Origin of the sequence: Mesorhizobium sp. B2-4-3 (genome assembly GCF_006442815.1) — a bacterium.
In the GTDB taxonomy this organism is placed as follows: Bacteria; Pseudomonadota; Alphaproteobacteria; order Rhizobiales; family Rhizobiaceae; genus Mesorhizobium.
Genome location: NZ_VFVL01000001.1, coordinates 61,766 through 83,774, shown reverse-complemented (window position 1 = coordinate 83,774; position 22,009 = coordinate 61,766). Strand labels below are relative to the sequence as shown.

Annotated in this window: 21 protein-coding genes; 11 read left to right on the top strand and 10 right to left on the bottom strand. The window is 63.6% G+C overall.

Features of this window, described 5'->3' with window-relative positions; translation table 11 throughout:
• Nucleotides 1-96 precede the first annotated feature (96 nt).
• The 3 genes from FJ956_RS00425 to FJ956_RS00415 all read right to left on the bottom strand — a co-directional run bounded on the left by FJ956_RS00425 (nt 97) and on the right by FJ956_RS00415 (nt 4,695).
• Nucleotides 97-1,137, bottom strand: coding sequence for an ABC transporter permease (locus FJ956_RS00425; protein WP_140677703.1), 1,041 nt, complete (start codon nt 1,135-1,137; stop codon nt 97-99).
• Nucleotides 1,134-3,602, bottom strand: coding sequence for an ATP-binding cassette domain-containing protein (locus FJ956_RS00420; RefSeq protein WP_140677701.1), 2,469 nt, complete (start codon nt 3,600-3,602; stop codon nt 1,134-1,136). Before FJ956_RS00420 ends, FJ956_RS00425 begins: the two co-directional genes overlap by 4 nt.
• A 73-nt stretch (nt 3,603-3,675) precedes the next feature.
• Nucleotides 3,676-4,695, bottom strand: coding sequence for an ABC transporter substrate-binding protein (locus tag FJ956_RS00415; RefSeq protein ID WP_140677699.1), 1,020 nt, complete (start codon nt 4,693-4,695; stop codon nt 3,676-3,678).
• Nucleotides 4,696-5,014: 319 nt separating this feature from the next.
• Between FJ956_RS00415 and nanR the strand changes: the two genes are divergently transcribed.
• From nanR to FJ956_RS00395, 4 genes are all read left to right on the top strand, one after another.
• Nucleotides 5,015-5,728 carry a transcriptional regulator NanR gene (nanR, locus tag FJ956_RS00410; RefSeq protein ID WP_140677697.1) on the top strand — a complete coding sequence of 238 codons (714 nt, stop codon included), beginning with the start codon at nt 5,015-5,017 and terminating at the stop codon, nt 5,726-5,728.
• Nucleotides 5,729-5,807: 79 nt separating this feature from the next.
• On the top strand, nt 5,808-7,103 hold the full coding sequence (locus FJ956_RS00405; RefSeq protein WP_140677695.1) for a ribulose-bisphosphate carboxylase large subunit family protein: 1,296 nt from the start codon (nt 5,808-5,810) through the stop codon (nt 7,101-7,103).
• A gap of 45 nt (nt 7,104-7,148) precedes the next feature.
• Nucleotides 7,149-7,994: a phosphogluconate dehydrogenase C-terminal domain-containing protein gene (locus FJ956_RS00400; RefSeq protein WP_140677692.1), complete on the top strand. Its 846-nt coding sequence runs from the start codon at nt 7,149-7,151 to the stop codon at nt 7,992-7,994.
• A 60-nt stretch (nt 7,995-8,054) separates the two neighbouring features.
• Nucleotides 8,055-8,855, top strand: a complete 801-nt coding sequence (locus FJ956_RS00395; RefSeq protein ID WP_140677690.1) for a sugar phosphate isomerase/epimerase — start codon at nt 8,055-8,057, stop codon at nt 8,853-8,855.
• A 350-nt stretch (nt 8,856-9,205) separates the two neighbouring features.
• Here the strand turns inward: FJ956_RS00395 and FJ956_RS00390 are convergent, their stop codons facing one another.
• The 5 genes from FJ956_RS00390 to FJ956_RS00370 all read right to left on the bottom strand — a co-directional run bounded on the left by FJ956_RS00390 (nt 9,206) and on the right by FJ956_RS00370 (nt 14,117).
• Nucleotides 9,206-10,042: a MaoC family dehydratase N-terminal domain-containing protein gene (locus tag FJ956_RS00390; RefSeq protein WP_140677688.1), complete on the bottom strand. Its 837-nt coding sequence runs from the start codon at nt 10,040-10,042 to the stop codon at nt 9,206-9,208.
• Between the two features lie 12 nt (nt 10,043-10,054).
• Nucleotides 10,055-11,185, bottom strand: coding sequence for a CaiB/BaiF CoA-transferase family protein (locus tag FJ956_RS00385; protein WP_140677686.1), 1,131 nt, complete (start codon nt 11,183-11,185; stop codon nt 10,055-10,057).
• A complete protein-coding gene (locus FJ956_RS00380; RefSeq protein WP_140677684.1) occupies nt 11,178-11,918 on the bottom strand; it encodes an NAD(P)H-dependent oxidoreductase in 741 nt (246 codons plus the stop codon). Before FJ956_RS00380 ends, FJ956_RS00385 begins: the two co-directional genes overlap by 8 nt.
• Nucleotides 11,919-11,929: 11 nt before the next feature.
• Nucleotides 11,930-13,078 carry an acyl-CoA dehydrogenase family protein gene (locus FJ956_RS00375; protein ID WP_140677682.1) on the bottom strand — a complete coding sequence of 383 codons (1,149 nt, stop codon included), beginning with the start codon at nt 13,076-13,078 and terminating at the stop codon, nt 11,930-11,932.
• 103 nt (nt 13,079-13,181) lie between these two features.
• A complete protein-coding gene (locus FJ956_RS00370; RefSeq protein ID WP_140677680.1) occupies nt 13,182-14,117 on the bottom strand; it encodes a LysR substrate-binding domain-containing protein in 936 nt (311 codons plus the stop codon).
• Nucleotides 14,118-14,230: 113 nt separating this feature from the next.
• On the opposite strand from FJ956_RS00370, the gene FJ956_RS00365 reads away from it, so the two are divergent.
• Genes FJ956_RS00365 through FJ956_RS00345 form a run of 5 tightly spaced genes read left to right on the top strand, consistent with a single transcriptional unit; the run spans nt 14,231 to nt 18,162 of the window.
• On the top strand, nt 14,231-14,779 hold the full coding sequence (locus FJ956_RS00365; RefSeq protein ID WP_181170209.1) for a thiamine pyrophosphate-binding protein: 549 nt from the start codon (nt 14,231-14,233) through the stop codon (nt 14,777-14,779).
• A 5-nt stretch (nt 14,780-14,784) separates the two neighbouring features.
• Nucleotides 14,785-15,372, top strand: a complete 588-nt coding sequence (locus FJ956_RS00360; RefSeq protein WP_140677676.1) for a thiamine pyrophosphate-dependent enzyme — start codon at nt 14,785-14,787, stop codon at nt 15,370-15,372.
• Between the two features lie 8 nt (nt 15,373-15,380).
• Nucleotides 15,381-16,859, top strand: a complete 1,479-nt coding sequence (locus tag FJ956_RS00355; protein ID WP_140677674.1) for an aldehyde dehydrogenase — start codon at nt 15,381-15,383, stop codon at nt 16,857-16,859.
• A 54-nt stretch (nt 16,860-16,913) separates the two neighbouring features.
• Complete coding sequence (locus tag FJ956_RS00350) at nt 16,914-17,693, top strand: SDR family oxidoreductase (RefSeq protein ID WP_140677672.1); 780 nt, start codon at nt 16,914-16,916, stop codon at nt 17,691-17,693.
• A gap of 4 nt (nt 17,694-17,697) precedes the next feature.
• Nucleotides 17,698-18,162, top strand: a complete 465-nt coding sequence (locus FJ956_RS00345) for a VOC family protein (protein ID WP_140677670.1) — start codon at nt 17,698-17,700, stop codon at nt 18,160-18,162.
• Between the two features lie 53 nt (nt 18,163-18,215).
• Here FJ956_RS00345 and FJ956_RS00340 read toward each other — a convergent pair whose 3' ends face one another.
• Both FJ956_RS00340 and FJ956_RS00335 read right to left on the bottom strand, forming a co-directional pair.
• Nucleotides 18,216-18,869: a GntR family transcriptional regulator gene (locus tag FJ956_RS00340; protein ID WP_140677668.1), complete on the bottom strand. Its 654-nt coding sequence runs from the start codon at nt 18,867-18,869 to the stop codon at nt 18,216-18,218.
• A 110-nt stretch (nt 18,870-18,979) separates the two neighbouring features.
• Complete coding sequence (locus FJ956_RS00335; RefSeq protein ID WP_140677666.1) at nt 18,980-20,158, bottom strand: FAD-binding oxidoreductase; 1,179 nt, start codon at nt 20,156-20,158, stop codon at nt 18,980-18,982.
• A gap of 199 nt (nt 20,159-20,357) precedes the next feature.
• On the opposite strand from FJ956_RS00335, the gene FJ956_RS00330 reads away from it, so the two are divergent.
• Both FJ956_RS00330 and FJ956_RS00325 read left to right on the top strand, forming a co-directional pair.
• Nucleotides 20,358-21,560, top strand: a complete 1,203-nt coding sequence (locus FJ956_RS00330; RefSeq protein WP_140677665.1) for a pyridoxal phosphate-dependent aminotransferase — start codon at nt 20,358-20,360, stop codon at nt 21,558-21,560.
• 6 nt (nt 21,561-21,566) lie between these two features.
• Nucleotides 21,567-22,004 carry a biotin/lipoyl-containing protein gene (locus FJ956_RS00325; protein ID WP_140677663.1) on the top strand — a complete coding sequence of 146 codons (438 nt, stop codon included), beginning with the start codon at nt 21,567-21,569 and terminating at the stop codon, nt 22,002-22,004.
• Nucleotides 22,005-22,009 lie beyond the last annotated feature (5 nt).

Sequence of the window (22,009 nt, the reverse complement as noted above, 5' to 3'; positions counted from 1 at the left end):
GATGTTCAGACGACGGGCCGTGCCAATCGTCATCTTGCATACTGGTATGATCACTCTACCAGAGTTTGGCAAGAGGAATCGTCTATGATTTGCCCGTCATCTCGGCTGGACCGTCGCCGCCGGCACTTTCGTCGTCGCCTCCGAGTCCTTGTCGCCGTCCGCGAGGTCGGCGGACGTGCGCCGCGCCATTGCCTGGCGCCCGGCCAGCGCAAGCACGAAGATGACAACGATGCCTTGCACGATGTCCTGTGCGCCCGGAGGCAGACCGATGATCTGCATGGTGGTGACGATGAGGATGAGCAGGATGCTGGCGAAGAGCGTCCCTAAAGCCGTCGCCGATCCGCCGAAGATCAGCGTTCCGCCGAGCACCACCGCGGCGATGGACTGCAAGAGATAGGGCTGGCCCATCTCCAGGAAGGCGCCGCCGATATAGGCGCCGAGCAGCAGACCGTCGAGCGAGGCCAGCACCGAGGAGATGATGAAGGCCGATGCGACCACCGGACCGTTGCGGATGCCCGCGAGCCGGGCCGCGGCGCGGTTCTGGCCGACCGCTGACAGCAGTTGCCCGAACACCGTGTAGCGCAAAACGAAGGAGGTTGCGGCGACGCCGAGAATGGCGATGGCGGCCATGATCGGCACGCCGGAAATACGGCCTGTCGCCAGTTCCTTCAGCGCCGGGCTGACCGCGAAACCCGGGATCGCTTTGTTTGACAGCAACGTTGCGGTCGCCAACACATAGCCGGTCGCCAGCGTCGCGATGATCGCCGGAATGCCGAGCCCGACGACGAGCAGCGAATTGAGCGCGCCGACGGCAAGGCCGAGCAGCACGGCGGCGAAGATGCCGATGGCGAGGTTGGCATCCTGTCCCTTGATGGTCAGCAGGGCGACGAAGGCACTCAGCGTGATCACCGAAGCAACGGAGAGGTCGATGTTGCCGCGCCCGGTGGTCACCACGAACATCTGGCCAATGCCGACGACCGTCAGGAACGATGCCGAGAGGATGACGCCGGACAGGCTGGAGAGGCTGAACCGGTTTGTCACGACGGAGAGTATCAGCCAGAGGATCAGCACGCCGATCGCGGCCCAGATCCAGCGGTTGCGCTGCGCCCAGAGGCCGAAGCTGGCAAATGCGTTCATGACTCGCTCCTGCGATCGGCGGTCAGGCTGCGCAAGGTGAGCAGCGCGATCAGGATCAACCCTTGCGTGGCGGCGTTGTAGTCGCTGCTGACGCTGAGCGTGCCCAGAAGCGCGCCGATCAGCGACAGCGTCACCGCGCCGGCGACGGCGCCGACCGGCGAAATGATGCCGCCGAGCAGCGAGCAGCCGCCCATCACCACCGCGGCGACGCTGAGCAGCGTGAAGGAATTGCCGGAGTTGATGTCGCTCGCAGTGTTGATGGCCGTCAGCGACAGGCCGGCAGCGCCCGCGAACAGGCCGGCGATGAGATAGCGCACCAGCGCATAGCGCGTCGGCGACCATCCTGATCGGATCATCGCAGCCGGGTTGTTACCGAAGCCACGCAGCACCACACCGAGCGGCAACCGGTCGATGACGAGCACGATCAGCGCCACGGCCGCGATCATGATGATCGACGTCGGCATAAAGCCGATCGACCAGCCGAACAGGGTGGTCAGCCAGTCCGGGCTGGCGCCGCCGGGCGTCGGCTGCAGCGCGTAGCCGATACCGACCCAGATGAAGGACGCGCCCAGCGTGACGACGATGGCCGGGATCTTACGCGCCTGGATGACGCCGCCAAGCCCCGCATAGGCGGCGAGCGCCGCCACCAGCGCCAGCGCGCCGAGCCATGGCTGGTCGTAGAGCAGCGTGGCGCTGATCACGCTGACCAGCCCGGCGAAGGCGCCGACACCGAGGTCGATCTCGCTGCCCCCGACGATGAACATCTGCGCCGCCGTCACCAGCACCAGCGACAGCGCCGGCATCAGTAGAAGGTCGAGCCCGAAAGTCGAGGCCACCGCTGGATTGATCGCGATCATGATGGCAAGCACGGCGGCAAGCCCGATGAACGGCGCGGCATTGACCAGTTTGCGCCCGAGTCCCGCCATGGCGGTCCGCTCGCTGTCGGCATTGGATTGGCTGACCGCCGGTTGCGCGAAGGAGGCGCCGACGATGGCTTGCTCGGTAATAGCCCCGCCCGCCAGCTCGTTGACGATATGGCCCCCGGAAAAGACCAACACGCGGTCGCAGGCAAGCAGTTCCGCGTCCTCGGTCGTATGCCAGATCAGCGCCCGGCCGCCACGCGCGATTTCGTTGCAGAGCCGGTAGAAATCCTGTTTGGTGGCTATGTCGACGCCGCGGGTAGGATCGTCGAGCAGGATGATCGGCGTGTCAGCGACCAGCGCCCGTGCCACCAGCGCCTTCTGCTGGTTGCCGCCGCTGAGTTCGGTGATGTTGGACGGGAAGCGCTTGTCGTCGAGCCGCAGCTTGCTGGCGGCGCCTTTCGCCGTGTCGCTGTTGGCGTGCTCGGAAACGACACCCAGCGCCGATCGGCGGGCAAGCGCGCCGATGCTGATGTTGCCGAGCACGCTCCACAGCGGGAACACGCCTTCCTTCTGCCGGTCGCCGGCGATGAAGCCCGCATCGGCATGCCTGGCGACAGTCGCCTGCTGCTTTCGGTCGGGCTTGAAGATCGCGTGCAGCAGCTCCTTCTGCCCGCTGCCCTCGAGCCCGGCCAGCCCGACGATCTCGCCGCGCACGATGTCGACGTCGCGGCCGAGCTCCGCCGTCAGCGCTCCCGAGAGCCGCACGAGCACGTCCTGCGAGGATGCGGCGGCGACGCTGTGCTGATGGATCGGATCGGCGTCGCCGCCCATCAACTGCACCAGCTTGCCGATCGAAGCATCCGAGGCGTGGCCCTGCCATGCCATGCGGCCGTTGCGCAGCACCACGACTTCGGTGGCGATGTCGATGATCTCCTGCAGCTTGTGGCTGATGAAGATGAAGGCGAGTCCGGCTTTTGCCCGCCCGCGGATAAAGGCTCTGAGCTGCTTCGAGCGGTCGAGGTCGAGAGAAGAGGTCGGCTCGTCGAGCACGATCAGCTTGACGCCGGGCGTCGCCGCGGCACGCGCGATCTCGACCATCTGCCGTTCGGCAATCGTGAGATGGCCGACCTCGGCATCGGCGTCGATGCCGTTGCCCGGGAAAACGGCGTCGAGCGCGGCGCGGGCGCGGGTTCGGTACAACGCCCGCCAGCCCGGCCGGCTTGCCGAGTCGCCAGGGGTCTCCAGGAAGAAATTCTCGGCGACAGACAGGTTGGCGCACAGCGACAGCTCCTGATGCACCATGCGGATGCCGCGCCGCTGCGCTTCGCCGGTGTCGTAGGCCGCGAACGGCACCTCTTCGCTGGCAAAGGAAATCGCGCCCAGCGTCGGCCACATCGCGCCGCACAGAATGCGCATCAGCGTCGACTTGCCGGCACCGTTGCCGCCGACGAGCCCGATCACTTCGCCGGCCCGCACGGAGAGGTCGATCCCCGCATTGGCAAGCGTCGGCCCAAAACTCTTGGTAATCCCGCTCAGCGAAACGACGCTCGGTCCAGCAGGGGCGGCAGCGGTGCCCTGTACGGCAACGGCGATGTGGGACATTCGTCCTCCGGTTTTGCGCGGACAAAGATCGGGCGCGGCCGTGCGGCAGCGCCCGATCCCCGAACTGCCTGCCTTATTTGCTGAGCAGGTTCTGCTTGACCCAGTCCAGCGAGTAGCTCGGGCTGATGATCTGCCCGCCCGGCAGCTTTGCATAATCCTTCAGATTGCTCGCATCGACCGTCGCCACCGGCATGATCATCAGCTTGGGCGCCTTGGCGCCCTTGAGCAGCGACAGACCGAGCCAGAAGGCGGCGCCGCCGATGCCAGGCGTGGTGTTCATCGAAACCGTCTGGTAGCCGTTCTTGGCGTTCTCGTCGGCCCACCATTTGACGAAGTCGGTGCCGCCGCCGCCTTCGATGACCGGCATCTTATCCTTGTAGTCGCCGCCATACTGGACGAAGGCCTGGGCGATGCCGACATCGTCGCTGCCGCCTTGGCCGAGCACTGCGTCGACATGCGGCAGCGAGGGTAGCACATTGGCGATGGCCGCCTGCGCCACCGAAGCGGTCGCCTGGCCGTAGACGGTGGCTACCACCTTGATGTCGGGATACTTGGCCAGCACCGACTGTTGCGCGTTGAACATGTCGTTGTCGGGCGCCGAGCCCTTCACGCCGCGCACCTGGATGACATTGCCCTTACCGCCGAGCATCTTGAACACGGCTTCGGCCTGGGCCGCCTTGTAGCCCTTGAAGTCGAAATTGAGCTGGTAGTTGCACGGCGCCGATGCGACGGAATCGAAGGAGATCACGATGATGCCGGCTTTGCAGGCCTTCTCGATCACGCCGTTGACGGCGGTCTCCGAGGCGGCATCGACAGCGAGTACATCAACCTTCTTGAGGATCAATTCGGCGATCTGGCTGTTCTGCTGTGCGACCGAGCCATCGCCGTTCATGACGATATAGTCGGCGATCTGCCCGGCGGCCTTGGCTTCCTTGGCCGAGGCTTCGAACGCCTCAACCATCTGATGCCGCCAGGTGTTGCCGTAATAGGCGTTGGCCAGCGCGATGACCGGTGCGTCCTGCGACGCCATTGCCGGTAGAACCGAAACACTCGCCAGCGCGGCGGCAAATGCCGCCACAGTTGCAAACTTCATGGATATCTCCTCCCAAAAAAACCGCCCAACACGGTCGGTCGTCTGTCATTTCCTTATAGCGTCTCTTCCGAAAGATGCCATACCATTTACATGTTATACCAGCATACCAAATAGGCAAGCCAATAGCGGAACTCGTTCGCTTCCGAGTGTCGGGAACGGGCTTCCGTTCCGGCTGCGCTCCGGCATCCTGCGCGCCGGTTTGTGGCTCCACGCAAAGTGGACGTTATGTCATCATATATGTAATGTCAATTGACCGGCAGGGCTTGTTTGCCCGTGCGACTCGCTGTCGATATGCCGAAGAAGGATTACGGAGGGGCGAATGGAACCGGTCCAGAAGAAGAAGTTGTATGTCGAGGTGCTCGACCGGCTGTTGGCCGCGATCTCGACATCGGAGTTTCCGCCCGGTTCGCAATTGCCGTCGGAGAAGGAACTGATGACCATGATTGGCGTGGGCCGGCCGTCGATCCGCGAAGCGATGCAGTCGCTGCAGCAGATGGGCCTTATCAGGATTTCGCATGGCGAGCGCGCACGCGTAATCAATCCGACGCCCGAAGTGATTGTCGACCAGGTCTCTGCCGCGATGGTCATGATGCTGGCGACCAACTCCCGCGGGCTCGAAGAATTGAAGGAAGTCAGGCTCTTGCTGGAAACCGGTCTGGTCAGGATCGCGACGCGGCGCGCCACGGCCAAGAGCCTGGAGCGGCTTGCCGAGACCTTGCGTCATTTGCGCGAGGCGAAGGGCGATCAGACGCGATTTGTAGCCGCCGACATGGAGTTTCACGCTGTCATCGCGGAGATGAGCGGCAATTCGATGATCGCCGCTGTGGCCAAGGGAATGCTCGAGTGGCTTTCCCGCTTCAAGCGGGATCTCGTCGCCATGAAGGGCGCCGAACGCCTCACAGTCGAGGAGCATGAACGAATATACAAGGCGATTGCCAGCGGCGATGCGGAGGGCGCGAGCGCCGCTATGGCTGACCACATTGGCCGCGCCAATGAACTCTATTCGAAGTTGGCCGGCGGCGCCGGCGGCTAAATAGTGTGCTTCTCAAAATTTTTTATCAATCCAAGCTCATATGATGACATAATGTCATTTTGGTGCTAACGCTCGCTCCATGAGTGATGTCACAGCCGGAACAACCGCATCGAATGGTCGTCTCTGCGCCACCTATTTGATCGAAACCCGCTATCCGTTGGAGGTTGCCGCAACCGCAATGGCCGGCGAACAATCCAGCGGAACCTTCCGCGCCGTCCCGGGAGAGACACCGGAACTGCTGAAGAGATTTGGAGCCCGCGTCGAATTCATCGACGATGTCATGGAAGTCGAGAATGAGGCCTTGCCATTTTCGAGGTCCCCGAAAGACGGGAAAGCCAGCAAACTGCTCCGGGCAAAGGTCGGACTCTCCTGGAACAACGAGAATATGGGGACCGTCCTTGCTTCTGTTTGGTCGACAGTTCTCGGTAACTTGTTCGAGCTGCACCATTTCTCGGCCATGCGGCTGCTGGACGTCACCTTTCCCGATCTTTTCGCGGACGCTTACCCTGGGCCGGCTTTCGCCGTCGAGGGAACGCGTCGTCTGACGGGTGTAGAAGGGCGCCCCCTGATCGGCACGATCATCAAGCCGAGCGTCGGTCTCATCCCGGAAGAGACAGCGGCCCTTGCCGATACGTTGATTGCGGCCGGTCTGGATTTCATCAAGGACGACGAATTGATGGGAGATCCTCCGCATTCGCCGTTCGAGCGGCGGTTCGAAGCGGTGATGGCGGTTATAGACAGACATGCCGACAGAACCGGTCACAAGGTTATGTACGCGGCCAACATATCGGGAGATGTCGATGCCATGCGGCGTCAGTTGGATCTGATTGGTCGGCGCGGCGGGACCTGCGCGATGCTCGTCTTGAACTCCGTCGGTCTATCGGGCGTCATCGAGGCTCGCCGACATTCAACTGTGGCTCTTCACGGCCATCGCGCAGGCTGGGGCCTTTTCAGCCGTTCTCCCGACGTAGGCATGACCTATCTCGCCTATCAGAAGTTCTGGCGGCTGGCCGGGATCGACCACATGCACGTCAACGGGCTGTCCAACAAATTCTGCGAGCAGGATGTGTCGGTGATGGCCTCGGCCCATGCCTGCCTGACCCCGATGTTCGAGCGGGCGGACCGCCCCGATACGGCGATGCCGGTGTTTTCGTCCGGACAGACGGCGGTGCAGGCGGCCGAGACCTTTCGCGGGCTCGGCTCGAACGATTTCATCTATTGCTGCGGCGGCGGCATCATGGCGCATCCAGGTGGACCGGCCGCGGGCGTTCAAAGCCTGCACGATGCGTTCGACGCCGCGGTAGCAGGCATTCCTGCGCATGATTATGCCGCCACACATCCGGAGCTCGAAGCCGCGCTGCAAGCGTTCGGTTAAATCTGCGCTATCGGCGCTACATCAAGTCAAATGGGAGAGAAGCGAATGACAACATCCGTAGCGTTGCTGGGAGCAGGAGGGAAGATGGGCTTCCGCGTGACTCGTAAGCTGATCGATGCGGGCTACGATGTCCGCGCCGTAGAGGTTGGCGAGGCAGGCCGTGCGCGGCTGGCGGAGGTCAACATCAGGGCCGTCACCATGGAAGAGGGCATTCCCGGCGCCAATGTCGTGGTGATGGCTCTGCCGGACAACATCATCGGCCAGGTGGCGCGGCAGATCTCGCCGATGCTCGCGAAAGGCACCATGCTTCTCATTCTCGATGCGGCGGCTCCTTACGCCGGCGACCTGCCGAAGGATCGGCCGGATCTGACCTATTTTGTCGGCCATCCCTGCCATCCCCCGCTTTTCAACGACGAGGCGGAGTGGGCGGCTCGCCGCGACTATCACGGCGGCATAGCCAGGCAGTCGATCGTCTGCGCCCTGATGCAAGGTCCGGAGGAGCACTACGCGCTTGGCGAGGAGGTGTGCAAAGCGATGTGGTCACCGATCATCGAAAGCCACCGGGTCACGGTCGAGCAACTGGCGATACTCGAGCCGGGACTGTCTGAAATGGTTGCGATGCCCTTCGTCGACACGATGGTCGAAGCTGTCGAGGAATGCGAGCGCAAGTATGGCATTCCCAGAAAGGCCGCTCTCGACTTTCTGATCGGCCATCTGAATGTCGAGATCGCCATGTGGTTCGGCTTCTCCCCGAAAGTGCCGTCGGATGCGGCGCTGCGCCTGATGCGCTTCGCCAAGGGCGTCGTGGTCCGCGACGATTGGCGCGAGGCCCTGTCTCCGGCCAAGGTGAAGGAAGCCTCCGAACTGATCGTCTACGGCAAAGGAGCCTGAGCGCTGTCTCCGATGCCTCGGACCGTATCGGTATCGACCGCGCTCTTCGACGGCTATTCGATGGAATTGGCCATCGAAGAAATCGCGCAGGCCGGCGCCATGCATGTGGAGCCGGCCTTTATTCGCGGCTATGTCGATTTCGATGAAGGCATGTTCACAAGCACGAATGCCTCAAGGCTGCAGGCAACAGCGGAAGCTGCCGGGCTTGGGATCAAGGCCGTATCGGCTCATCTCGACCTTTCGGGGCCTGATGCGGTGGATGCGTTGTCGCGGCGCATCGCCTTTGCTGCCGGTCTAGGCGCATCCTTCCTGATTACCAATGCCGGGCCGATGACGAAAAAGGCGGGCATACGAAAGGCGATCGATGCCGTTTTGCCGAGGCTGGAGCAATCCGGTGTCGCTCTTGCGCTCGAGAACCCCGGACATGGCAGGGGCGATTTACTTGGCAATGCTCGAATGGGAGCTAGCTTCGTACGCGAAATCGGATCGGGCCAAGTCTGCCTGAATCACGACGCCGGAAACGTCTTCACCTATAGCCATGAGGCAACGCAGCCTGCAGAAGATATCGCCGCGGCCATCGACACGGTTGGTCATGCACATCTCAAGGACGTTGTCAGCCGCGACGCAGGATGGGCGTTCTGCACTCTCGGCGATGGCTCTGTCGATTACCTGAAATACTGGCGCATGCTCCCTCCGGCGCTTCCAGTCAGCATCGAAATGCCATTGCGATTGGAGCGCCCTCAGCACCGCGACCCGCAACGACGAAATACGCCTGTCGACATCCCGATCGTTCGTGCCGCCCTGCAGCGCTCACTGCGTTTCGTGAACTCGCTGGAGGCAGCCAGGGACAGAGCCGTGTGAACCCCGCGTACGCCGCCTCTCGGCTCGGCGTGCCGGTCTCCTTTCTTGGTATCGGTCTGCCGAGCCTGGCGGCGCCTGTGCAAGGCGCGCCAGGAGAGATTGCCGACTTGCACCGAAACCGGTGGGACGCTGATCCTTTGGTTGGCAGGCCTGCACGCGCTGATCGCGCTCTGGCATCAATTCGTTTTGAGGGACCGGACGCTCGAGCGCATGAATCCCATGGCGCCGCCCGATTTGACACAAGTTCGCCGATAGCTTTGGATCGCCCTGCTACAGGTCGCGCCATCGATCTTTGCGAACCTTTCCGGCCGTAGCCGGCACGAACAGCGGCACGACAGGCGTCATCAAGCTCACCATTGGGCCGTGGCCTTGACCGTCACATGTCCATCGGATGCCCGCACCTCCATTTCCATCTCGCCCTTTCCACGCGCCGTTCCGCTCAGGAGCAAGGTCTGCGGGCCGATCGCGGGACGCACGCCGCGAAAGGAGAAACGGCGTGGCGCTTGCCCGGCAATGACCGCGGCGAAGTTCATGAGCAATGTCGCCTGAAGCGGCCCGTGGATGACAAGTCCTGGGTAATGCTCGACATTTGTGGCGTAGGGCGCGTCGTAGTGGATGCGATGCCCGTTGAATGTCAGCGCGGAGTACCGAAAAAGCAGAACCGGATCGACGTCGACGATCCGTTCATGCGATGCGGGCGACCTTGGGTCCGGCAGCGTCGAGGACGCAATGCCAACTTCCGCAGGGCGATAGACAATGATCTGGTCTTCCTCGACGACAGGGCCGGCGGCATTGGAGATTTCGTGACGGACAGTGACGAAGGTAAGCCGGCCAGTGCGTCCTTGTTTTTCCTCGACGACGCCTAGCGTCGAGCGGCGACGGATCATGTCGCCGCTGCGGATCGGCGCCAGGAAACGCATGTCGCTGCCCGCCCACATGCGGCGCGGAAGCGGCACCGGCGGCAGGAACCCGCCCTTGGCGGCATGTCCGTCCGGACCCAACTCGCTTGCGTCGGCGATATCGGGCGCCAGGCACCAGTGCAGGCCGGGCGGGGCCTCGTCGCGACGCACGCAGTGAGGGCCGAGCATGGCCTCGAAGCTGGCGAGAAGGCGAGGCGTTGCGATGTCCTCGACCTCGCGGGTGCGCCCGACCCATTTCTGCAGCGCCCAGCTCGAATCCAGGCTCATATGACTGACTCCTCAGGCTGCGAATTCGGACCGGATACGATCGGTGTCGGCGCCAAGAGCAGGAACCGTGGGGGTTTTGCCGAGGCCTTCGAGGCGGCCTGCGGGCATCGGCACGGCGATCCGCTTGCCGTCCGGCAACTCGACCTCCATCCGGCGCAAAGCCCTGTGGCGCGAAAGGTCGCGCATCTCGCTGACCCGACCCCAGGCGATCCGGGCCTCGTCAAGGCGTCGAATGGCTTCCTCGCAGTCGATCGCCGCGAAAAGCGGTTCGATCTCGGCATCCAGCGCGGTGCGATTGGCCACCCGCCAGGCATTGGTGGCGAAGCGTTCGTCGGCAAACAAATCCTGCCTCCGCAGCACCACGTCGCAGAAGCGCTTCCATTCGCTGTTCTGCTGGATAGAGACCACCACGGCGCCATCGCGGCAGGCATAGGGTCGGTAGGGATAGATCGAGGCATGCGCCAGCCCGTAGCGGCCGGTCTCGCGTCCTGCATATTCGTAGTGCAGTAGCGGCACGGCCATCCAGTCGGCCATGCCGTCGAACATGGCGATCTCGACGGAGCGGCCGCGGCCGGTCTTCTCGCGCGCCAGCAGCGCCTCAAGTATCGCTGCATGCGCGTTCATTCCTGTCGCGATGTCGGCGGCCGACACGCCGATCTTGCAAGGCGTCTCGGCAGTGCCGGTCACCGCGCAGATGCCGCTTTCCGCCTGCACCAGCATGTCGTAGGCGCGCATCGACGCGTAGGGTGTGTCCTGCCCGTAGCCGACGATGTTGACGGCGATCAGCCGGGGAAACTTCCGCGCAATCAAATCGCAGGAGAGACCGAGCCTGTCGATCGCGCCCGGCGCGAGGTTCTGCACGAGGACATCCGCCCGGGCGACCATCCGGTGCAACAAAGCGAGGTCTTCCTCAGCCTTGAGGTCGAGCGCCACGCTCTGCTTGCCGCGGTTCAGCCAGACAAAATAGGCCGACATACCTTCGACGGTGGAATCGTAGTGGCGCGCGGTCTCGCCTTCGGGGCGTTCGATCTTCACGACGCGAGCACCCGCATCGGCGAGGCGGACCGTGCACAAGGGAGCGGCGACCGCCTGCTCGATCGAAACGACGAACAGGCCCTCCAGCGGGCGAGCGGCGTCAGACATTGCGCTGTACTCCAGAGCGGGCGAGCACGCCGGGCTTGAGCCGCTCGTTCTTGCCGTAATCTTCAGCCGGGTGGAAGAACAGGCGCGGCGTTTCGTCGATGTCCTCGAGCCTTTTGCGATAGGCCTCCAGATAGGCCTTGCGGCCGTCGTCGCCGACGCGGCCAGGCATGTAGGCGACGAAAGGCGGCAGCACATCGAAGCCGGCATAGCGTAGCAGGCCGTTGTGGATCGGCCACAACACCGTGAGGATGTCGCCGTCGATGCCGTCGGGCGCATAGGTGTCGGCCGAGGTGCCCGTGGTGGCGGCCACCATGGCGAGCTTCCCCTTGAACATGCCGGTGTCGTATTTGCGGCCCGGCAAATAGGCAAAGCCACGCGCGAAGACCCGGTCGGCCCAGCCCTTGAGCATTGCTGGCATTCCGAACCACCAGACGGGAAACTGGAAGATCACGAAGTCCGCCCGTTTCAGCTTTTCGACCTCGGCATTGATGTCACCCGCCAGCCGACCCGTCTCATAGGCGGCGGTCTGCTCGCGCTGCAGGCTGAAGAAATCCGGATCGTTGCGCTCGCCGGTCATGTCGCCTGGTCCGGCGACCGGGCTGAAGCCCATCGCATAAAGGTCGCTGAGCGCCACACTGTGGCCAGCCCGCGCCAGGGTCTCGAAGGCGAGATCCTTCATCGCGCCGTTGAAGGACTTCGGTTCCGGATGCGCATAGACGATGAGGACGTTCACAGCGACCCCTCCTAATAAGAGCGCGGCAGCCCGAGGACGTGCTCGGACAGGAACGACAGGATGAGGTTGGTGGAGATCGGCGCCACCTGATAGAGACGCGTCTCGCGGAACTTCCGCTCGACGTCGTATTCCTCGGCGAAGCCGAATCCGCCATGCGTCTGGATGCAGACATTGGCGGCCTCGTTGGAGGCATCCGCCGCCAGCATCTTGGCCATATTCGCCTCGGCGCCCGGGTTCTTGCCGGCCTCGTAAAGGGCCAGCGCCTCGCGCACCATAAGTTCTGCCGCGCGCATATTGGCGTAGGCTCTGGCGATGGGAAACTGGATGCCTTGGTTCTGGCCGATCGCGCGGCCGAACACATGCCGTTCCTTGGCGTAGGCGCTTGCCTTGTCGATGAACCATTTGGCATCGCCGACGCATTCGGAAGCGATCAGGATTCGCTCGGCATTCATGCCGGACAAGATGTAACGGAAGCCCTTGCCCTCTTCGCCGATCAGGTTTTCGGCCGGCACGCGCAAGTCGTCGAAGAAAACCTCGGTGGTGGCATGGTTCATCATCGTGCGGATCGGCCGGATGGTTAGGCCGTTGCCAAGCGCCTCGTCCATGTCGACGATCAAGACGGAAAGCCCGTCGGTCTTCTTCATGCCGGTGGTCAGCGGCGTGGTGCGCGCCAGAAGCAGCATCAGATCGGAATGTTCGGCGCGGCTGGTCCAGATCTTCTGGCCCTTGACCACGAAATGGTCGCCGTCGAGCCGGGCGGTGGTCTTCAGCGCGCCGGTGTCGGTGCCACTGGTCGGTTCCGTGACGCCGAATGCCTGCAGGCGCAATTCCCCGGTGGCGATCTTCGGCAAATAGCGCTGCTTCTGTGCTGCCGAGCCGTGGCGAAGCAGCGTGCCCATCGTGTACATCTGCGCATGGCAGGCGCCGCCGTTGCAACCGGCGCGCTGGATCTCCTCCAGCACGGCAGCGGCGGCCGAAAGCGGCAGGCCGGAGCCGCCATACTCCTCGGGGATAAGGATCGAGAGCCACCCCGCTTCCGTCAGGGCTTCGACGAATTCGCGGGGGTAGGCCATATCCCTGTCGAGGGCGCGCCAATACTCGCCGGGAAAGCGCGCGCAGAGCTTTGCGACAGCTTCCCGAATGTCCTGATAGTGTTCCATGAATTGCCGGGCCTTTCGTCTCGCTCCGGCGTCCAGTATCACGCCGGAACATCTTGACAGCAACGCACGGCAGGCGTGATCAGCTATGCCGAAATTGAAACTCTTACGGCGCCGAACCGAGAAGCTGGCCGACCCACACGGCCCGCTCGACAAGATCCCGGGCGGTATCCTCTATCGCCTGGCCGGCAAAGCGCGCCAGCCGCGAGGCCGGCCGGTCGGCCGGATAGGCAAGAATGAGGCGGCGCACGGGCACGGGATCGATCAACGGCGCGGCCGTGAGCAGGCCGGCGGCGACATCGGCATGGATGGGTGCGAGCGGCAGGATCGTCCAGCCATGGCCGTTGCGCACGAGGTCCTTCAGCACCGAATAGGTATCCGCCTCGACGCCGACATCGAGGGTGATGCCGGTCTCGATGGCGCAGCGTTCGACGATGATGCGCAGCCCGTGCTTCACGCTCGGCAGCAACAGTCGTTTCCCGGCGAGCGAGGTGAACGGCACGGCGCGCACGGTCGAGAAGCCGGCGGCGGGCGGGCCGATCAGAAAGAGGTTTTCCAGCAGCAGCGGGCGCGTGCGAAGCGATCTCGCCATGCGCGGATCGTAGAGCACCGCGACGTCTATTTCGCCCCGATGCAGCCAATCGAGCAAATAGCCGGTATAGGCGCTGACAAGCCTGAGCTTCGCCTTGGGATGGGCTTTGCCGAAAGCCGCCGCCAGCGGCAGCGAGATGATGTCGGCCACCGTGGGCGGCAAGCCGATGGCAACCTCGCCCGTGAGCGGCGCATCGGCGGGCGTGGCGGTCGCGCGGATCTCGTCGATCTCGGCCATCACACGCACGGCGTGAGCCAGCACCTCCTTGCCCTGTTCGGACAGCACCATGCCGCGCCCATGACGCAGGAACAAGGCAAAGCCCAGTTCCTCCTCCAGCATGCGTACCTGGCGGCTCAGCGCCGGCTGCGCGATGTGCAGCCGGTCGGCGGCCTTGCTGAGGCTGCCGAGCTCGGCGACGTGGATCAGGGTGCGCAGTTGCGACAGCTCCATGAGCTATCGAATATCATTATATCTGGTCACAAGAAAGAGACGAAGATTGGATCGGACAACGGAGGTATTCTGACACCAATCCAATTCTCGGGGGGTCCACGGTGACAGCGAGCCTGCATGCAAAACAAGCCGAGACAGTCACGCAAGCGGCAGCTTCGGCGCAGTGGCCGGATCAGGTCTATGACGTGCTCAAGGCCGCCGGCATCAACCAGATGTCCTATGTGCCGGATGCCGGCCATACCACACTGATCCGCCGCTTCAGCGCCGATCCAGAGGTCGTCACCAATGTGCTGACGACGGAGGAGGAGGGCATAGCCATCGCCGCCGGCTCCTGGCTCGGCGGCAAGCGCAGCGTCGTGCTGATGCAATCCTCCGGCGTCGGCAATTGCATCAACATGCTGTCGCTGTCGGTGCAGGCGCGCTTTCCCTTGCTTGTCCTGGTGACGATGCGCGGCGAGTGGGCCGAGTTCAATCCATGGCAGGTGCCAATGGGGCAGGCGACCGAGGCTTCGCTGAGGGCAATCGGCCTCAGCGTGCTGCGGGCAGAGACGGGCCCCGACCTGGTGGACACCGTGGCGCAGGCGGCCGCGATGGCCTTCGATGCCGACCAGCAGATCGCCGTGCTCATCGGACAGCGCCTGCTTGGCAAGAAGAAGTGGTGAATGACATGACATTGCCGACGATGGATCGCCGCGTGGCGGTGAAGAGGCTGCTCGACGCGCGCGACGGCGCCCTGGTGGTGACCGGGCTCGGCTCGCCGAGCTATGACGTGCATGCCGCCGGCGACCGGGACGACAATTACTATCTCTGGGGCGCGATGGGCGGCGCGGCATTGGTCGGCCTCGGGCTTGCCCAGGCGCAGCCGCAGAGGCGGGTGATGGTCATCACCGGAGACGGCGAGCAGTTGATGGCTTTCGGATCGCTGGCGACGATTTCGGTGGCGCGCCCGAAGAACCTCGACCTGATCATTCTGGACAACCAGCATTTCGGCGAGACCGGCATGCAATCCAGCCATACCGGCCGCGGCATCGGCTTCGACAAGGTCGCTGCCGCCTGCGGTTTCGCGGAGGTGGCCGAACTGCGTTCGTTGGAGGAGGTCGATGCGCTGTGCGAAAAGCTGCGGCGCCCTGCCGAGGGGCCTCGCTTGTTCGTGCTGAAAATCACCGCCGAGAACTTGCCGCGCTCGCTACCGCCGCGCGACGCCGTCGCGGTCAAGAACCGCCTTCGCGCCCATCTGGGCTTTGCCACCTGTTGAGGGCCGACATGCCGCTGGTCAGCTTCCAGAATACGGTCGGCGGTCGGCTGCAATCGAGCGCCGACATGTTCGAGAGCCATGACCCCTTCACCGGCAGGCCGTGGGCACTGATCCCGCGCGGCGGCAAGGCCGAAGTGGATGCAGCCGTGGCTTCCGCCAGTTCGGCTTTCCGGTCGAAGGACTGGGCCGGCATCACGCCGACCGCGCGCGGCAAGCTCCTGGTGCGGGTGTCGGAGCTGATCGCTGAGAACGCCGAGCGTATCGCCGCGATCGAGACCCGCGACAATGGCAAGCTGATCACCGAGATGACGGCGCAGCTGCGCTACATCCCCGAATGGTACCGCTATTTCGGCGGGCTCGCCGACAAGATCGAAGGGTCGGCGTTGCCGATCGACAAGGCCGGCATGTTCGCCTTCACCCGGCACGAGCCGCTCGGCGTCATTGCCGCGATCGTGCCATGGAATTCGCCGCTGCTGCTCCTGACCTGGAAGCTTGCGCCGCTGCTCGCGGCAGGCAACACCGTGGTCATCAAGCCCTCGGAACACGCCTCGGCCTCGACGCTGGAATTCGTAAAGCTGTTCGCGCGGGCCGGCTTTCCGCCGGGCGTCGTCAACACCGTCACCGGCATGCCGCAGGAGGTCGGCGTGCCGCTGGTCTCCCATCCCGACGTTGCCAAGATCGCCTTCACGGGTGGCGAGCCGGGCGGGCTCGCTGTCTATCGCGCAGCCGCGGAGGGGTTGAAGACGGTGACGCTGGAGCTCGGCGGCAAGTCGGCCAACATCGTCTTCGGCGACGCCAATCTGGAAAGCGCTGTCAACGGCGCGATCTCCGGCATTTTCGCTGCCAGCGGCCAGACCTGCATCGCGGGCTCACGACTGCTCGTCCAGCGCACGATACACGACCGGTTCGTGGAGAAGGTGATCACGCTTGCCGCCAGCGCAAGAATGGGCAACCCGGCGCTGCCCGAGACGCAGGTCGGGCCCATCACCACGCAGTCCCAGCGTGAGAAGGTGCTTTCCTATCTCGGGATCGCGCGGCGCGAGGGTGCGTCGTGCGTGCTGGGCGGCGGAAAGCCTGCGTCGGACCAACTGGCGGGGGGCTGGTTCGTCGAACCCACCATCTTTACCGGCGTGAACAACTCAATGCGCATCGCGCGCGAAGAAGTGTTCGGGCCAATCCTTTCGGTCATTCCTTTCGACGACGAGGAAGAGGCATTCGCCATTGCCAACGACAGTCCGTACGGGCTGGCGGCGGGACTGTGGACGAGCGACATGGGTAGGGCGCTGCGAGGCGCGGCGGCGATGGAAGCTGGCATGGTCTGGATCAATTCATACCGCGCGGTCTCCTACATGGCGCCCTTCGGCGGCTACAAGAGAAGCGGTATAGGCCGCGAGAGCGGGCAGGGGGCGATCGATGCCTATCTTCAGACCAAGACGGTATGGATAGATACGGCCGGCAAGACCGCCAATCCCTTCGTGATCCGCTAAGATAGACAAGGGCCCCAAGGCAACGGCCCGTTCAGAATGACGAGGGAACCGCATATGAGACAAGCAGGAAAGGTGGCGGTCGTCACCGGAGCGGCACGCGGCATCGGGCGCGCATGCGCCGAACGCTTCCTAGCTGAAGGCGCGAAGGTCGTTCTCGGCGATATCGATGCCAGTGAGCTGAAGAGATGCGCCGCCGAGATCGGTACTGCCGGGACCGTGTTGGCGCTGGTCACGGACGTCAGCAGGAAGGACCAGGTCGACGCGCTGGTCGCGGCGGCGGTCGCCAAGTTTGGCCGTGTCGACATCATGGTCAACAATGCCGGCATCGCTCCGGTTCAGGATTTTCTCGACATCGGCGAGGCCGACTACGACCGGGTTCTCGCCGTCAATTTGAAGGGGGCGTTCATGGGCACGCAGGCGGCCGCTCGCCAGATGATCGCGCAGGGGCAGGGCGGCGTCATCATAAACATGTCCTCGATCAATTCCGGGCTCGCCAATCCCCGGGTCGCGACCTACGCGATCTCGAAGGGCGGCATGAACCAGGTGACCGGCACCGCCGCCGTCGCCTTCGCACCCTACGGCATCCGCGTGGTCGGTGTCGGCCCGGGCACGATTGCCACGGAGATGGTGATGGACGGCACCTTCATCGATTCCGAGGAAATGCGCCGCGCGATCCTTTCGCGCACGCCGCTTGGACGTCTGGGCACGGCGGCTGAAATCGCCTCCGTGGTCGCTTTCCTCGCCAGCGACGACGCCTCCTACATCACCGGTGAGACGATCTACCCCGACGGCGGACGTCGCGTGCTGAACTACACCGTCCCGGTCAAGGAGTAGGGAAATGGCAAACAAGGCAACGGGCAATTTCGACAAGCTGCATCACATCTGCATCGTCGTGCATGATATCGACAAGGCGCAGGCCTACTACGACTCCATCGGTATCGGTCCATGGGAAGCCTACCCGCCGCTGGTCGAATATGAGGAACTGCAGGTCCCGAGTCCCAAGGGCTTCATGGCCATGCAGTACCGGATCTGCAATTTACCGAATGTCCAGTTGCAGCTCTGCCAGCCAAGCCACGATCCTTCACCGCAGCGGATCCACCTGGATACGAAAGGCGAGGGCGTCTTCCACATCGGCTTCGAGGTCCGTGACGCGGATGCCGCCGAAAGCGAGGCCGAAGGCGACGGCCTTTCCGTGCTGATGCGCGGGCGCCGGGAAAATCGGACCGGCTTCACCTATTACGACACCGCCGACAAGGCCGGTGTGATCCTGCTGACCCGGGCGACGAATTTGCCCGGCAAATGATGTGCCCCGGGGAAGGATTCGCGGGGAATATCCGGCGGGGGACGGCTGCTCCGTCAACTGCCCCGCAATTCCTGAAGCCTGTCGACCAGGAATTTGCCGCTGGTGATGATATGCATTTCCAGCAGGCTGACGGCGCGCAGCGTGTCCTTGGCCTCGCACAACTCGATGAGCTGCCAGTGGTCGCGGTCGGATTGCACCTGGATCTCGGTCAGCGTCACCATCATGCGCGTATAGCGTTCCAGCTGCTGGTAGATGCGCCCGACGAGTTCGATCGTCGCCTTGCGGCCGGACGGCGCGTAAAGGGTTGCGTGGAAGTTCCAGTTCAGCTGGTTGGAATATTCGCCGGTCTTGCCCTGTTCCTGGTGCTGTCTGGCACGGTCCCGCGCCAAAGCGAGGTCGGCCTCGCTCATCCTCGGGATGGCAAGGGCGAGCAGCCAGGTCTCGATCCTGGCCCGCAATTCATAAAGCTCGAGGATTTCGTCGAGCGAAATCGAGGAAACCACTGCTCCCTTGTGGGAGACGAGCGTGACGAACCCTTCCGAATGAAGCTGATGCAGCGCCTCGCGCACGGGTATCCGGCTGACGCCGAATTCGGTCGCCAGGTGCTCCTGCCGCAACTGGGCATTTGCCTCGTATTCGCCGACCAGGATCTTCTGCCTGATGGCGTCGGCGACCTGGGTCGATATGGTTTTCTTCTGTACGAGCATGATCAGCCTAGGGCGACGGCGCCTTTGTTCGCGTGCGGCGCTTTTTTGATTGAAGAAACGGACGCATAGCACTGCGCATAGGTTGTTGTCACTCCGAAGGCCCGTCGCCCTCAGTAGACATGTTCGTCGATCGGCTGGTTGTTGGCGATACGCTCGTAGCGGAAGGCCGAGAGATCGATTGAACGGTATTCGCCATAGGCAATGAGGTCGCTCACGCCGGAACCGGTTGCCGCGGCGTGCATCATGCCGTGGCCGCTGAAGCCGGTGGCCAACACGAAGTTCGAGATCTCCGGATGGAGCCCGATGATACCGCTGTGGTCAAAGGTGTTGTACTCATAGAGGCCTGCCCATGCACGCAGCATGCGCAATTGTTCGAAGCCGGGCACGCGATGCGCCAGCGCCGGCCAGATCAGTTCCTCGAACAGATCGTAATCGACCTCCAGCCCGAAATCGTCCGGATCGTTCTCGCGCACGGGTGGAATGCCGCACAGAAAGAGCTGACCCTCCGGCCGCAGCCAGAAGCCGCTGGCGTCGAAGACGAAAGGGCAGTTGTCGATCCGCGCCGGGCTTTCGAAGACGAAGACGCATCGCTTGCTGGGCACGACCGGGAGATCCGTGCCGGCCATCCGTGCAATGCCCGCGCTCCACGGACCGGCTGCGTTGATGACCGTGCCGGCGGAAATCCGTTCGCCATTGTCCAGCACCACGTCGTCGACCTTGCTTCGGGAAGCCATGGTCAGTCCGGTCACGGTCGCGGCACGATAGTCGACCTTCTGGGTGCGTGCCTTGCGGCGGAAAGCTTGCATCAGGCCAGGTCCGTCGAACCAGCCTTCGCAGCCGCGGCCGAATGAGCCGAGCGCCAGGTCTTCCGTATTGAGCCAAGGGAAGCGCCGCGCTAGATCGACCTGCTCGATCAGCTCGATATCGACACCCATCTCGCGCTGAACGCGGTTCTTGGCACGCTGCGCCTCGGCCCGCTCCGGCGTCGCCAGCACAAGATAGCCAGGCTCGTGAAGTCCGATGTCGGCCGGCTCGTCACCGACCGCGAGTCGAGTGCCCACCTCGCGCAGAAAGTCGAGGCTGAACTTCGACATGGCGATATTCGGCTGGGTGCCGAACTGCTGGCGTATGGCGCTGGTCGACAACGAAGAAGAAGAGGCGGTGTAATAGGGGTCCCGCTCGATAACGGCGATGCTGCCATCGAAATCCGGATTGGCGGAGAGGAAATAGGCGATCGAGCTGCCGACGACGCCTCCGCCGACGATCACCACATCGTAATTTACGCTCATTCCGGTCGCGTTCCCTTGTCTCAAATGTCGTGGCAGTTGGCAAAGATTGGATACTTTTCTCCGCCAACAAGCCCTTTAACGGCACTCATAGCCCAGCCTAATGGCGAGAAAAAGGGGTTTGACGAGAAAATAAGAATACATTATCCAATTTTTACACATCCGCTGCCAGCTGGATCATGCAGCATCCCAGGAGTGTTCAGTGGGCCTCATCGCTCCCCGTCTTGACGTCATCAAGCCAAGTCCGAGCATGGCGGTTACGGCTCGAGCGATCGACATGCGCGCGGCCGGCATCGACGTCATCAGCCTGAGCGCCGGTGAGCCGGATTTTCCGACACCCTCGCATGTCGTCGAGGCGGCCTACGCGGCGATGCGCAGGGGAGAGACTCGCTACACGGCAGTGGATGGAACGGCGGCGCTGAAGAAAGCGGTGGCCGACAAGTTCAGGCGCGAGAACGGCCTCGACTACAGGCCGTCGGAGATTACCGTCGCCGGCGGCGCAAAGCAGATCATCTACAACGCCCTGCTGGCAACGCTGGCGCCGGGCGACGAGGTGATCGTTCCCGCCCCTTACTGGGTTTCCTACACCGACATCGTGCTTCTGGGGGAAGGCAAGCCCGTGATCGTTCCCTGCGGCGAGGAACTTGGCTTCAAGCTCACGCCGCCCGCTTTGCGGGCAGCCATCACCGGGCGCACGAAATGGCTGCTCGTGAACACCCCGTCCAACCCGACGGGCGCAGTCTATAGCCGTGACGAGCTTGCTGCCTTGGCGGCAGTGCTGCTCGAGCATCCGCATGTTCATGTGCTGACCGACGATATCTACGAGCACATCCTGTTCGATGGGCGCACCTTCCATACGATCGCCGGCGTCGAGCCGCGGCTGAAGGAGCGCACGCTGACGGTCAACGGCGTGTCCAAAGCCTATGCCATGACAGGCTGGCGGATCGGCTATGCCGGCGGGCCGGAACCACTGATCCGCGCCATGGCGACCGTGCAGAGTCAGAGCACGTCAAACCCGTCATCCATCTCGCAGGCCGCGACCATAGCCGCGCTGGACGGCCCGCAGGATTTCTTGGCGCCGCGCGCGCTCGAGTTCCAGGCCAGGCGCGATCGCGCACTGGAGCTGCTGCGGGCAATCCCTGGCCTTATCTGCCAGACGCCTGAAGGGGCCTTTTATCTCTATCCCAACTGCTCGGCCCTGATCGGCCGCCGGCGTCCGGACGGCTCCGTTGTCGGCAGCGATGACGATCTTTCGCTTTACCTGCTCGATCAGGCGCGGGTCGCGGTGGTGCAAGGCTCGGCCTACGGCCTGTCGCCGCATTTCCGCATCTCCATAGCCACGTCGATGGACCTGATCGAGAAGGCGATCGGGCGTATCGCCGAGGCAGTCGAAGCCATGCGGTAGCGCGGCATGGATCTGAACCTCGTCCGAGAGCTTATCGATTTGGTCTCGCGCTCACCCATTGGCGAGTTGCAGATCGAGCGCGACGGATTTCGCGTCCGCATCGCCAAGCAAGCGCCGCCGCCCGGGTCCTTGCCGCAACCCGCGCCGGTTTTTGGCGCGCCCGCTGCTTCGGGCGCCAGCCCCGCCGCCGCGACCATTCCGCGGCATTCGATCCGCGCGCCGCTGACGGGCGTGTTCTATCGCTCTGCCGGCGAGGGTGAGCCGCCGCTCGTCTCGGTGGGCGACGTGGTCGAGGAGGGGCAAAAGATCGGTGTCCTCGAAGCCATGAAGACATTCAACGTCGTGGAAGCCGATCGCGCCGGCAGGATTGTCGAGGTCGCATTTGAAGACCATGCCGCCGTGCAGTCCGGCGACGTGCTGTTCGTCCTGGAAGAGGCGGGTTGAGCGCC